Below are 13,191 nucleotides of genomic sequence, written 5' to 3' on the forward strand. Positions count from 1 at the left end.
CCTGATTAATTTTTATAATAATAAACGGCCAGCTGTGTCCGGTCCCGTAAATCCAGCTTCGTCAGCATCTGGGAAATATAATTTCTGACTGTTCCTTCACTCAAATAAAGCGCCTCGGCAATTTCTTTATTATTGAAGCCTTCTGCCACCAGTTCAATAATGTCCTGCTCTCTTGTCGACAGGTCCGTAAAGTCCTTATGTGCAGACTGCGCCGACATACTTTTTACAATATTGCTGTCGAAGACCATATTTCCTGACAGTACCGCTTCAATAGCCGGAATAATACCTGACAAATTATCTTTCAATAAATATCCTTTGCAGCCTATGTTCAGTGCTTCATGAATGTATTCATCATCTTTAAAGGTTGTAATAAGAAGGATTTTCGCTTCGGAATCGGCAGCCAGTATTTCTCTGCTCGCTTCAAGTCCCGACTTCTCTCGCATTCTGATATCCGTCATTAACAAATCCGGACGGTGTTCGCTGTACAGTTTTACTGCATCAAAACCGCTTGTGCCCTCCGCCGCAACTTCATAATCGGAATTTTCCACTATTGTCGTCAGCGCAGAGACTACGAGCGGGTCATCATCTACTATAACTATTTTCATTTTCCAGCCCCTCCTTGTAAAATATTGCGTGCACGATAAACCCCTCGTCTTTAAACACATTCAGAACACCGCCGTATTTCTGCACTGTTTCAGTCATCGACTGAAGACCCATTCCTTTTTTGAAATAGCCTTCAGTACTCCCGTCATCTTTCACCGTCAGTGCTAAAAATTTAGGGTGTTCTTTAATAACAATTTTAAATGCTCCGGCGTCTGAATGCTTTCTAATATTCGTCAGCGCTTCTCTTACGAGGGACAGCATGTCTATTTTCTGTTCGTGCGTCAGCGTGAGCTTTACATCATAGATAAGCTCTCCTTTATAATTTTCCATTTCTGCCAGATAACTTTCGATTCTTGCTTCAAGCTCGATTGAAGTGTCATATAGGTTATGAATGCTGTTTCGAACATCATCCATACCCATTTTTAATCTTTCCTGCAGCTGTTTTAAAGATTTTCTTAATTTGTTCTCATCTTTTACATACTGCAGTGACTCAATCAGCAGAATGCTGCTCGACAATGAATGACCGAGTGCATCGTGCATATCACGGGCAATACGATTTCTTTCGTTCAGTTCCGCCATATAAATATCTTTCTCGTGGGACTTCATCAGTTCATTGTGCTGAGCTTTTAAACGCATATTATCTTCGGTCAGCCGGTCGCGCATTTTTCTGTTCAGTTCTTTTGCTGCTGACAATTCCAGTGACAGCGCAGTCAGATAAAATATTAAGACGCTTAAAATCAGCAGCCCCCATTGCTGAAAAATTAAAATCGGAATCAGTGCAAGTATTCCGTACTTGCCGTATTCGGCAAATATTATATGAGAAATAAGCGGCAGGAAGTACAGATAATTTATATCCAGCAACAAAAGAAAGCCAAAAAGCACAATAACTATAAAGAGCATGTACTTTCTATTGATTACATCGATACTGAATGCTGCGATAAAAGATATCAGTATTACTGTGACTTGTGCTTCATCCGAAGTCAGCAGATAGTATGCCGCAAGTGTAATAAAGATCATAATCTTTTCATATATTTTTGACATCGCTTCACCTCACAATATGACAATTGTCACTGCAGTTTATGACTCGGGACACTAACGGTGCATTTATTTATATTATAAACTTAAATTAACCAATATAGTACAGGAGGCAATAATATGATTGCAATGGACAAAGTAGTGAAGAGGTACAAAGATGTTATTGCACTTGATCACTTCTCTTTTCAGGCAGGAAAAAATGAAATTATCGGTCTGCTCGGCCCGAACGGCTGCGGCAAGACGACAGCCATTAACTGCATGCTTTCCTTACTGAAGTTTGATCAGGGCACGATTGAATTATTCGGCGAACCCGTTAATCCAAATAACAATAAAATTAAACGCCGGATTGGCATTGTGCCTCAGGAGCTTGCTATTTTTGATAAGCTGAACGTCGTTGAAAATATTGATTTCTACTGCGGACTTTACGTGACAAATAAAGCGGAGCGGAAACAGTTTGTAGATGAAGCCATCTCTTTTGTCGGACTCGAAAAATACAAAAAATTTCTACCGAAGCAGCTTAGCGGCGGACTTAAAAGAAGATTGAATATCGCCTGCGGCATCGCGCATAAGCCGGAAATTTTATTTCTCGATGAACCGACCGTCGCGGTCGATGCACAGAGCAGAAACTTTATTCTTGAAGGCGTTAAAAAAATGAAAGCGCAGGGAACTACTGTCATTTACACCACCCACTACCTGGAAGAAGCTGAAAATTTGTGCGACTCCTTCGTTATTATGGATAACGGCCGCAATGTTGCGAACGGTACACTCGATGAACTTCAAAAATCAATTTCAACCACAGAAAGTATTACAGTTAAATTTATTTCCGGCAACGACACACTTGCAAGCCTCCTGAAACAAATTCCTCACGTCAATCAGGTCATCAAAACCGGAGATAAGTACAACATTCAATTCGATAAGCATTACAACAATTTAGCTAATCTGATTCGCTTTATCGAAGATAACTCTCTGACTTATACAGAAATCGCAAGTGAACAGCCGTCGCTGAGCAGTATCTTTTTAGAACTGACAGGCAAGGAGCTGAGGGACTGATGAACTTTCTGCGTCTCACTTATTATTTACTCATAATTAACTTTAAAGATTTTGGATTTCTCTTTTGGACAATCGGCTATCCTCTCGTTTTAGTTACGATATTTATGGCGACAACGTCAAATATTGGCGGAGAAGATATGTCAGATATAGACGTTGCTGTTACCGAAGATAATGAATACAGCACAGTGCTTCAGGAGATAGACTTTATCAACGTCCATGAAATGTCAGACAGTACCGCAAGAGATGAACTTTCCGAAGAAAATATTACAGGATATATTACGGAAGACGGCAGCCTGATTGTGCAAAACAGCGGTTTTCAGCAGTCCGTACTTGAGTCAGTGATGAACCAGATCCACCAGACTGCGGCACTTGGAATATCTCCTGAAAGCTTTAATTTTGAGGCTGATTTTATTCAGACTGAAGACATGGAAACAGAACCGCAGGTTGTTATGTACTATTCAACTATTGCCATGGTTTCTCTCTACACCATATTTACGAGCATGGAGCTCATTTCATCAATGCGTCCGAACTTAAGCACGATGGGGGCAAGATTCTCCGCAAGCCCCTTCAGCAAAGCAAAATATATACTCGCAAGTTCTGCAGCGGGTCTCACGCTCGGCTTATTTTCAAACGGTCTCTTAATCGGTTATTTAATGGTTTTTAATGATTCCGCCCTGTTCAATCATCTGCTTCCGACGCTCGGCATTATACTTGCCGGCAACATTGCCGGACTTGGACTCGGCTTTATAATCGGTTTAACCCCCCGGGTGAACATCAATGTGAAATCCATCGTTCCCGTCGTCTTTATCGTCGGACTGGCTTTCCTGGCAGGCTTAATGGGTCCTGGTTTAAGAACTGTAATTAACCGCGAGATGCCGTTCATTAATGAATTTAATCCGCTCGCACATATTACAGATACAATTTATCGGATAAATTTAATGGATAACTTCGACAGCTACTGGTCGACAATCGCCTTCTTAACCGGTATTACAGTTGTCAGTTTTTTCATTACTTTGTTTGCATTAAGGAGGAAACAATATGACTATCTTTAAAATAATACTCCTCCACTTCTGGAAGTTTAAATGGATGATTATACCGCTGGCACTGGTGTTTTTCCTGATTGCAGCAATGTTCAGTTCATTCGGCGGCACCGATACGTTTGAAAGCGAAAAGCTTGGCGTTACTGTGGTGGACGAATCTGAGTCCGGGTCTTCAAAAGCGCTGATTGAGTATTTAAACAGTTCGCATGATGTTGAAGTACTCGGCAAAACACCGCGTAATCATTTGGAAGAACAGGTTTTCCTCATGGAAATTCACGGGGCAGTAATCATCCCTGAGGATTTTGAAAGACATGTTAAAAATGGGGAACCAGCCGTTGAGATCATCACTGATGAACGCGCAGCATCCAGTGTCCAGCTGGACAGCGAAATTTCGAAATTTCTGATTTTTGCAAACGCACAGTTTAACGAAGGAGGAGAACTCGACAGAGATAAGCTGCAGACAGCATTAACCGATACTGTAAATGTAGAGTTAAATAACGATACAATGAATGCAGACGGAGAAAATTTTGAAAATGCTGCAGCCTATTCCAATTTCGCTGCCTACTGGCTAATGCTGTTCATTATGCTGTCAGTCGGCAATCTGATGTCTGAATACAATAAGCCCGAGCTGCAAAAGCGCATCATTGCTGCGCCGGTATCATCCACATCAAGCGCAGTACAAATATTGGGCGCACAGTCGCTGGTTGGATTTTTCGCAGTACTCGTTATGTTCTTCGGACTTGTCGGCCTGTATTATAATCACCTGGACGGTATGCCGCTCGCTCACATTTTCGTTGCGCTCGTACTGATTATGGCCTTCACACTCGCTCTGCAGTATGCGATTAATGCACTGACGACGAATCGTTTTATCGTGAACGGTCTTGCCAATCTCATTACGCTCGGACTGGCATTTCTCTCCGGTATATTCATTCCTATCGAGTTGTTCGGTGACGGTGCAGAGCGTATCGCAGAGTTCCTTCCTCTGTATCACTACACACAAATTTATGCGTCACCGGATATTACCTGGAGTGAATCAGCACTGTCAATCGGCATTCTCTTACTGTATATACTCGCCTTTCTGATTATCGGTATTATCTTCAGCAATCAGCGGAAAAGTACACAATTATAATATTTAAATATATACTGGAAGAAAACAGTCTTAAAGGTGGGGGGAGTCTATGAAAACAAAAACAGTTTCCGCTATGACGGAAAAAGGACTGGATAAGAAAATTGCAGAATTCTTTTACGAGAATCAGTACATTGAAGTAATCGATATTAAATTCAGCGTGGGCAGTGTCTTTGCAGTGCTGATCCTTTACAGGGATAAATAAATAAAGATGGTTAAGGGAGCCCCCTTAACCATCTTTTACTTTTACATATTATTTGCTTTTAAATATTTCATCGATATATTCAACATCTTCCGGGTCCAGTTCAATATCAGCGGCACGCATATTTGCTTTAATCTGTCCGCCTTTTTTGGCTCCCGGTATAATCACATCGAGCGATGGTCTCGTTAAATAAAATGCGAGTACTATCTGCGCGGTATCTTCATCGTATTTTTTAGCAAGTTCTTTTAATTTCTCTACCTTTTTCAAATTGTCTTTAAATTGGTCTTCCTGATAAAATGGCAAGTTACTCCGTAAATCTTCAAATTCTGTATTTTCATCGTATTTGCCTGCAAGCAGCCCTGCTGCCAGCGGGAAGAAAGGAATAAAAGTAATTTTATTTGCTGAAGTGTAATCGAGCATCTCGTCTTCCGCTTCGCGGCTGAACAGATTGTATTCGTTTTGTATTACATCAACATGATTGTTCTTATTCGCTTCCGCCAGCTGTTCGACAGTAAAATTCGATACGCCGATCGCTTTAATTTTACCCTGCTCTTTCATTTCATAAAGTGCCTCGACCGCTTCATCTTTCCGAGTGTCTTCATCGGGTTTATGAATATAAAACAAATCAATATATTTAGTCTGCAGTCTGTCCAGTGCATCGTCCACTGCCTGTTTTAAAAATTCCGGCGAGTTGTCGATGACCATATCACCATTATCGAGTTCACGCTGTGCTGCTTTCGTTGCTATAACTATATCTTCTCTTTTATACTCTTTTAAAACTTCGCCAATCAGTTCTTCAGAACGTCTCGGGCCGTATATGAATGCAGTATCGAGCATCGTCACTCCTGCATCGAGTGCATCTCTGACAGTCTGTTTACCCTCTTCTTCATTCACATCGCCGTATAAATTATAGCCGCCGACAAAATTTGTCCCGAGAGCGATTGGATGTACTTTAATTCCTGATTTTCCTAACTCAACTAGTTCTGTCATTTTGCATACCTCCTGAAATTAAATACATTTAGTATCTTTCCGTTTTAACAATCCGCCAAACATAGCGGATGGTGCAGATTTACCTTGCAGTAAAGCGGTTTTTTTAGCATACTATAAAGGAGTGGAAAACTATTTAAGGAGTGTTTTTTAATGAATCAGGAGCAACTTGAAAAAGTAAAACAAGGTCATGGTTTTATTGCCGCACTTGACCAGAGTGGCGGAAGTACGCCAAAAGCTTTAAAAGCATATGGTGTTGATGAAGATCAGTATACTAACGAAGATGAGATGTTCGATCTCGTCCACGAAATGCGTACACGCATCGTAACTTCACCTTCATTTACTTCTGATAAAGTCCTCGGCGCAATTCTGTTTGAACAAACGATGGACCGTGAAGTAGAAGGACAGTACACTGGTGACTATTTAGCTGAAAAAGGCATCGTGCCATTCTTAAAAGTCGACAAAGGACTTGCAGATGAAGAAAACGGTGTGCAGCTTATGAAACCTATACCGGGTCTTGAGGATTTATTAGCACGTGCAAACGACCGTCACATTTTCGGTACAAAAATGCGCTCCAACATTCTTTCTGCGGACAAAGAAGGAATTATTGCCGTTGTAGAACAGCAGTTTGAAATCGGCAAACAGATTATCGCTGCAGGCTTAGTACCGATTATCGAGCCAGAAGTCAGCATTAATGCCGGAGACAAAGAAGAAATCGAAGAAATTTTAAGAGATGCGATTTTGGAAGAGTTAAACGGACTTGCTGAAGATGAGCTTGTAATGCTGAAGCTTACACTTCCTACTGTACCTAATCTGTACAAAGAACTCGTAAATCACCCTAACGTGATTCGCGTTGTGGCACTTTCAGGCGGTTACACGAGAACTGAAGCAAATAATATGCTGAAAGAAAACGAAGGTATTATCGCGAGCTTCTCACGCGCATTATCAAGCGACTTAAATGCAAATCAGTCTGCTGAGGAATTTGACAGCAAACTATCTGAAGCAATTGATTCTATTTTCGATGCATCAGTGAATAAAAAATAAGTAAACTTTAAGACAATGGCCTGCCATTGTCTTTTTATAAGGGGAGAAAATCATGAAAGCACTGCTGAATATCGACTATACTTACGACTTTGTTGCGGATGACGGCAAACTCACCGCAGGTAAACCCGCACAGGAACTTCATAACTATATCGTGACCACGACTCGTGAATTTATCAGTAACGGAGATTATACTGTGTTCGCTATTGATGCACACCAGGAAAATGATCCGTATCATCCTGAAACGAAACTGTTTCCGCCTCATAATATTATTGGGACAGAGGGACGGAATCTGTACGGTGAGCTGGAAGACCTTTATCAGAATTATAAAAATCAGAAAAATGTATACTATACCGATAAAACCCGCTACTCCGCCTTTCTTGGGACCGATGTTGAACAGCGCTTAAGAGCAAGGGGGATTACTGAAATCCATTTAGTCGGCGTCTGTACCGATATTTGTATTATGCATACTGCGATTGATGCTTATAATAAAGGCTTTGATATCGTTGTTCACAGAGACGGTGTGGCCAGTTTTAATCTGGATGCACACGATGTGGCACTCGCCCACTTTGAAAACTCATTGGGTGCGAAGATTGTATAATATATAGTTAACTTGGATTTGCGGTCCGATGATAACAGCTCATGTGACTGCAAAAACCCGTACAGCTGCCTCTCTTAAAGGAGTCCACTGTACGGGTTTTATCTAATTTTAAAATGTCGATAATCCAGTAAATTCCTGAATCCTGTACAACATCGTTTTAAATAGTGACTCTTCTGCTTTTTCTTCATAGTTAAGCGTATACTCCGCACCGTCATTCATCCACAGACGGTCGTAATATGCAGTGACTTCCCCAGCAAATTCACTGCCCTTGGGAGCTGTCACCACCATGTTTGTTTCCAGATTATAATTATCCAGATTCCGCCTTGTAAAGTTAGCCGATCCGCCGTTAAATATAACTTCATCCGCAGTTTCCAGCATGATAAACTTCGCGTGATACTGTTCCCCGCTCGATTTATACCAACGGATATTCGGCTGAGTGTCATGATTCATCAGCTCATCGGCCACCGGTCTGTTCGGCACGCCATTTTTTTCGTTACCGAAAGCATCCTGGTTAATATCAAGTATCATATTGAGTTCCACACCACGGTCGAGTGCTTCTTTAAATGCCTCGATAATATCTCTGTCAGATAAGTAGAACAGCCCTATATTTAAAATATCATCCGGACCGGCACTATTCACGATTTCCAGTATATTATCCTTTATCTTTTTCTCGGTAATCAGCTTTACAGTATACTGCCCTTCACTCTCTTCAGCTTTTTCAGGCATTTTATCAGCAAAATCGCTGAAAACACGCGTATTTCCTCCACTGAAATTCACTACTGCGCGTTCTGATTCCAGCATATCGTAGAGAATATCTCCGCTTAGTTTCACAGCGATATTCGAATGATGCGCACTTGCATCATGCGGGTTTGCCGACGAAATAAGACCATTCTTTTCATTAATGATTAATTTTCTGTGATTAGCCTTAAAATTCAACATCGTTAAATAAGAACGTATATTTACTTCCGGACCCTGCGGTCTTAATGCGTTCATCAGCCACTGGTCTTCAGACGTTCCAAACCATTGAAAATAAGTTCTGTAAAAGCCTGAATACAACGGATTAGAGTCCCGCAATTTCGACAGGTCGGTAAATATGACTTCTATTCCAGCCTCTTTCAGCTGTTCAATATGCGGCGGTGTATACGTATCGTAGAAAGTATTAATTCTATCTGTGATAAAGATTATATCCATATCTGGATTTTCTTCCTGTTTAGCTGTCAATTTATCTGTTAAATTTTGAGACAGGGGCGGAAAGTCCAGAGTGTCGTGGTTATAATCATCGTTAAATAAAAACATATCAAGGACCAGAAATTCTTCCGCTTCATCAATCATCGTATAAATCTCTTCAAAAATTTCCTGCTCTTCTGTTATTTCGTTATTCTCTGTATATGTAAGATCGTATAAAAATCCCGCATCGTCTGTTTGATATTCTTCAGACTCGTACGATACTCCTGCCGGTACCGGTACAAAATAACGCACACCCGCAACAACGAGCGGTATAAGTATTAATACAGCAAAAACAAGTAAGAAAAAATATCGCTTTTTCATAATCCACCCCTGTAATTAATAGTATTAATTTACACTTATCTCTATTCTAACAAAGAAAGATTGCGAAAGTGATAAGATATTTTTCGTATAGATGGTATAATATAACTTACGAATTTTAAGGAGTGAAATGTGTGAATATTAATGTACTGTACGAAGATAACCATTTACTCATTGTCGATAAGCCGGTTAACATCCCTGTCCAGGAAGACAGTTCAGAAGATAAAGACTTATTAACTATGTTAAAGGAATATATTAAAGAAAAATACAATAAACCCGGAGCGGTTTATTTGGGGCTGGTTCATAGATTAGACCGTCCTGTCGGCGGAGCTGTCGTTTTTGCCAAAACTTCAAAAGCGGCGTCACGGCTGTCGAATGAAGTCAGACTTCAAAATTTCGACCGCGAGTATCATGCTGTTGTAGAGAATCATCTGGATCAGAAAAAAGGTACTTTAACGAATCATTTATTTAAAGATGCCAAGAAAAATATTTCCAAGGTGGTTCATAAAAATCACCGCGGTTCAAAAATGGCCAAGCTGGATTATGAAACTGTTGATGAAAACAAGCAATTTTCACTTGTAAAAGTGAAGCTTCACACAGGCCGGTCACATCAAATTCGCGTGCAGCTGTCGCATTTCGGACATCCACTGTTCGGCGACCAAAAATATAATAAGAATTCAAAAGTCGGTCAGCAGATTGCACTTTACTCAACTTATCTGCGTATTAAGCATCCTACGAAAGACGAGTACGTGGAAGTTCACTGCAAGCCGCCTGAAACATTCCCTTGGAGTGATTTCAATGTGTCTTATTAATTTTAATATCGGAACGCACAAAAAATATAAAATGGTGTTTGCAGCGAACCGTGATGAATTTTATTCACGGCCGACCGCACCGATGTCTTATTGGGAAGACCATCAGAATATTTTAGGCGGCCGTGATTTAAAAGCAAAAGGCACCTGGCTGGCGGTATCAAAATCAGGTAAAATAGGAGCATTGACTAATATCCGAACACCAAAAGAAATGACCTTGAAAGCTGAAAAGTCCCGCGGAGAACTGATTGTCAATTACCTGCTGTCAGAAGAAAATCCTAAAGAATATTTAACAAATCTTTCGGAATACAGCAATGACTATGCAGGCTTTAATCTGCTCGCAGGTACTCCTGATGAACTTTATTACATGAACAATTACGATAACAAGATCTCACGTGTAACTGAAGGCACGCACGGGCTGTCCAATGAATATTTGGATACACCCTGGCCTAAAGTCGTTATCGGAAAAGAAAAACTGGATGAAGTTTTATCTGAAGATGAAGTAGATATAGATGCTTTATTTAATCTGCTCCGCATCGACACCGAGGCAGCAGATGATATCGTTCAAAAAACGGGTGTCGAGTTCGAACTCGAAAAGAAATTATCACCGCTGTTTATCGATATCCCGGATTTTGATTACGGCACCAGATGCTCCACTGTCGTTCTTGTCGACCGTCAGGACAACATTACATTGATTGAGCGCACCTTCAAAAACGGTGCCTTAACCGGTGAAGTTACTGGGACGATATCAGTCAATAAATAAAAAAACAGGTTCGCAAACTCCCTGTCAAAAAAACTAAGGAGATTTATTATTATGAATATCAGAGACATGGCTATTAATGCTGTCTTAGCGGCAATCTACGTCGCACTTACTGTAATTAACCCGATTGGCACCGGAGCGATTCAATTCAGAATCAGTGAAATACTTTGTGTCATTCCATTTTTCAACCGAAAATATATACCGGGCATGGTCCTGGGTGTCGGAATCGCAAATATTTTCTCAAGCCTCGGTTTAATCGACGTCGTTGTCGGTGTAACTATATCGGTAATTGCCTATACATTAAGTTACTTTATAAAAAACGTCTGGATAAACGCCTTGCAGTACAGTGTTCTTGCAGGACTATTTGTGGCACTGGCCCTGTATTTAGTGCTTGGACTGCCGTACTGGTTCAGTGCAGCAACAGTTGGACTGTCGACGCTGATTACGACATTTATCGGCACGTTTATATTTAAAAAAATCGGCCATAGAATTTTGCCGGAATAAAAAATTACGCCCCCATATAAATGGAGGCGTATTTTTTATCTGGTTGCTATTATTTAGTTTCAGGTGGTGTGCCTTCAGCATTGCCCGCAATTGCGTCAATCTGAATTAGAGCATCTTCCTGCAGTGCTGAAACGCCGACAACTCTTCTTGCTGGCGTGCCTTCAGGGAAAAATTCTGCGTAAACTTCGTTGACTGCATCCATATCTGCAAGGTCTTTAACGAAGATATTTACTTTAACCATATCTTCCATTACGTGGTCAACGCTTTCGATAACCGCTTTAATGTTAGTTAAAGCCTGTTTAGTCTGTTCTTTAATACCGCCTTCAACTAATTTACCAGTTGCAGGGTCGATTGGCAGCTGAGCTGACAAATGGTTGTAGTGTGAGAATGCTACAGTTTGTGTAGATAAGCTGTCCACTGGCGCATTTTCAGTATTATTTGCTTTAATCACGATACCGTGTCTGTCTTCGATAGCCTGCGGCGGCGTACCGTCACCGTGTGATACGACTGCTTCGATTTGTACAGAAGCACCCATTTCCAAGTCTGCTGCCTGAACAACAGTACGAGCTGGTACGTATCCTACAGTTCTCGCGATAGAAGAATCCGGGAAGAACGCAGAGTAAACTTCGTTAACCGCTTCAACATCCGCAAGATCTTTAACGAAGATGTTTACTTTAACGATGTCATCGAATGGTACGTCGATGCTGTTTAAGATTGCTTTAATATTTTTTAAGCTTTGTGCAGTTTCTGCTTTTACTCCGCCTGTAACGATTCTGCCTGTTGCAGGATCGATTGGCAGCTGAGCTGTAATATTGTTGTAGTGTGAAAATGCTACAGTTTGTGAAGATAAAGCATTTGCCGGTGCATTCGCAGTGTGGTTTGTTAATTTAATTAAATCTCCAGCCTGCGGTGCATTAGGAATTGTACCTACACCATGTGATACAAGTGCTTCAACTTGAACTTCAGCATCCATCGGTAAAGCATTAACCGCTACATTCGTACGCGCTGGTACGTATGTCGGGAAGAATGTGTGGAAGACTTCGTTCACAGCATCTACATTCTGGATATCTGTAACGAAAACAGTGATTCTTACGATATCGCTCATTACGTGGTCGAAGTTTTTAAGAATTGCTTCGATATTTTTAAAACTTTGTTCAGCCTGCGCTTTAACGCCGCCTTCTACTAATTTTCCAGTTGAAGGATCGATTGGCAACTGTGCTGATAAGTTGCTGTAATGTGAAAACGCTGCTGACTGAGAAGACTCGTCAAACTTCGGTGCGTTATCCGTATTAGTTGGTGCTACTGCATTATAGTCACTCATGAATAATATGCTCCTTTAAAGTTAGGTTTATTTGAAATATATAATCAACAAAGTTGATGACTTATCCTGCTGATAAATTATAAAATATATACTTCATTATCCACCTTACATCAAGAACAAATAAATAGAATTGTCATATAACACATTTTCACCTTTTCATTTTATTGCTTCCTACAATTATAGAATAAAAAAAGGTCTTCCAAAGGTTAAGCAACCTTATGGAAAACCTTCCGTAAACATATATTAAATGAGAAATAGACTGACTGTTACTACATCATGCCCGGCATGATGTAACACATAAAATACAGTAAAACATACTTTTAAAACGTTGATTTAACAGCGTTTGTGTTTAAATTTATTATATCAATATTTCCATTTTAAGGGACTAACATGTAATAAACATGTAATAAAAGTCTGAACTCATTAATTAGAATATTATTCAATTCTATATTAGATGCAGAATGATATAATGAGTTACGCGAAGAGTAAATTATCGATAATTAGAGGTAAATTCAATGGAAGTAAAAAACTTCGATAGGCATGGAAAACCAATTGATTTATCAAAAG

The 13,191-nt window shown here is 40.3% G+C and carries 14 protein-coding genes and 1 riboswitch; of the genes, 9 read left to right on the forward strand and 5 right to left on the reverse strand.

Features of this window, described 5'->3' with window-relative positions; all coding sequences use genetic code 11:
* Positions 1–5: 5 nt before the first annotated feature.
* A complete protein-coding gene (locus MHH58_RS09985; protein ID WP_135098664.1) occupies positions 6–605 on the reverse strand; it encodes a response regulator in 600 nt (199 codons plus the stop codon).
* Positions 583–1,644, reverse strand: coding sequence for a sensor histidine kinase (locus MHH58_RS09990; RefSeq protein ID WP_341345799.1), 1,062 nt, complete (start codon positions 1,642–1,644; stop codon positions 583–585). Before MHH58_RS09990 ends, MHH58_RS09985 begins: the two co-directional genes overlap by 23 nt.
* A gap of 114 nt (positions 1,645–1,758) precedes the next feature.
* On the opposite strand from MHH58_RS09990, the gene MHH58_RS09995 reads away from it, so the two are divergent.
* From MHH58_RS09995 to MHH58_RS10010, 4 genes are read left to right on the forward strand one after another with little or no spacing between them, the layout of a single operon-like run.
* The gene (locus MHH58_RS09995; RefSeq protein ID WP_341345800.1) at positions 1,759–2,688 is read left to right on the forward strand and encodes an ABC transporter ATP-binding protein; all 930 of its coding nucleotides are present in this window, start codon (positions 1,759–1,761) and stop codon (positions 2,686–2,688) included.
* Entirely contained in the window at positions 2,688–3,740 is a 1,053-nt protein-coding gene (locus tag MHH58_RS10000; RefSeq protein WP_341345801.1) for an ABC transporter permease, read from the forward strand. The genes MHH58_RS09995 and MHH58_RS10000 overlap by 1 nt, the downstream gene beginning before the upstream one ends.
* Positions 3,727–4,857, forward strand: a complete 1,131-nt coding sequence (locus MHH58_RS10005; protein ID WP_341345802.1) for an ABC transporter permease — start codon at positions 3,727–3,729, stop codon at positions 4,855–4,857. Before MHH58_RS10000 ends, MHH58_RS10005 begins: the two co-directional genes overlap by 14 nt.
* Positions 4,858–4,906: 49 nt before the next feature.
* A complete protein-coding gene (locus MHH58_RS10010; RefSeq protein WP_162842307.1) occupies positions 4,907–5,059 on the forward strand; it encodes a hypothetical protein in 153 nt (50 codons plus the stop codon).
* A gap of 48 nt (positions 5,060–5,107) precedes the next feature.
* On the opposite strand, the gene MHH58_RS10015 is transcribed toward MHH58_RS10010, so the two are convergent.
* Positions 5,108–6,046: an aldo/keto reductase gene (locus tag MHH58_RS10015; RefSeq protein WP_341345803.1), complete on the reverse strand. Its 939-nt coding sequence runs from the start codon at positions 6,044–6,046 to the stop codon at positions 5,108–5,110.
* Between the two features lie 150 nt (positions 6,047–6,196).
* Between MHH58_RS10015 and MHH58_RS10020 the strand changes: the two genes are divergently transcribed.
* Positions 6,197–7,087 carry a fructose bisphosphate aldolase gene (locus tag MHH58_RS10020; RefSeq protein WP_341345804.1) on the forward strand — a complete coding sequence of 297 codons (891 nt, stop codon included), beginning with the start codon at positions 6,197–6,199 and terminating at the stop codon, positions 7,085–7,087.
* A 49-nt stretch (positions 7,088–7,136) separates the two neighbouring features.
* Positions 7,137–7,685 carry a cysteine hydrolase family protein gene (locus tag MHH58_RS10025; RefSeq protein WP_341346104.1) on the forward strand — a complete coding sequence of 183 codons (549 nt, stop codon included), beginning with the start codon at positions 7,137–7,139 and terminating at the stop codon, positions 7,683–7,685.
* Positions 7,686–7,793: 108 nt separating this feature from the next.
* Here MHH58_RS10025 and MHH58_RS10030 read toward each other — a convergent pair whose 3' ends face one another.
* The gene (locus MHH58_RS10030; protein WP_341345805.1) at positions 7,794–9,233 is read right to left on the reverse strand and encodes a phospholipase D family protein; all 1,440 of its coding nucleotides are present in this window, start codon (positions 9,231–9,233) and stop codon (positions 7,794–7,796) included.
* Between the two features lie 131 nt (positions 9,234–9,364).
* On the opposite strand from MHH58_RS10030, the gene MHH58_RS10035 reads away from it, so the two are divergent.
* The 3 genes from MHH58_RS10035 to MHH58_RS10045 all read left to right on the forward strand — a co-directional run bounded on the left by MHH58_RS10035 (position 9,365) and on the right by MHH58_RS10045 (position 11,303).
* On the forward strand, positions 9,365–10,042 hold the full coding sequence (locus MHH58_RS10035; protein ID WP_341345806.1) for an RluA family pseudouridine synthase: 678 nt from the start codon (positions 9,365–9,367) through the stop codon (positions 10,040–10,042).
* Positions 10,029–10,802, forward strand: a complete 774-nt coding sequence (locus MHH58_RS10040) for an NRDE family protein (protein ID WP_341345807.1) — start codon at positions 10,029–10,031, stop codon at positions 10,800–10,802. The genes MHH58_RS10035 and MHH58_RS10040 overlap by 14 nt, the downstream gene beginning before the upstream one ends.
* Positions 10,802–10,845, forward strand: a riboswitch (PreQ1 riboswitch). It overlaps the preceding gene by 1 nt.
* An 8-nt stretch (positions 10,846–10,853) precedes the next feature.
* Entirely contained in the window at positions 10,854–11,303 is a 450-nt protein-coding gene (locus MHH58_RS10045; RefSeq protein ID WP_341345808.1) for a QueT transporter family protein, read from the forward strand.
* Positions 11,304–11,352: 49 nt separating this feature from the next.
* Here the strand turns inward: MHH58_RS10045 and MHH58_RS10050 are convergent, their stop codons facing one another.
* Positions 11,353–12,624 (reverse strand): RidA family protein, encoded by a 1,272-nt coding sequence (locus MHH58_RS10050; protein ID WP_341345809.1) that lies wholly within the window; start codon positions 12,622–12,624, stop codon positions 11,353–11,355.
* Between the last annotated feature and the right edge of the window lie 567 nt (positions 12,625–13,191).

Origin of the sequence: Jeotgalicoccus sp. FSL K6-3177, from assembly GCF_038050175.1 — a bacterium.
Classification (GTDB): domain Bacteria; phylum Bacillota; class Bacilli; order Staphylococcales; family Salinicoccaceae; genus Jeotgalicoccus; species Jeotgalicoccus nanhaiensis.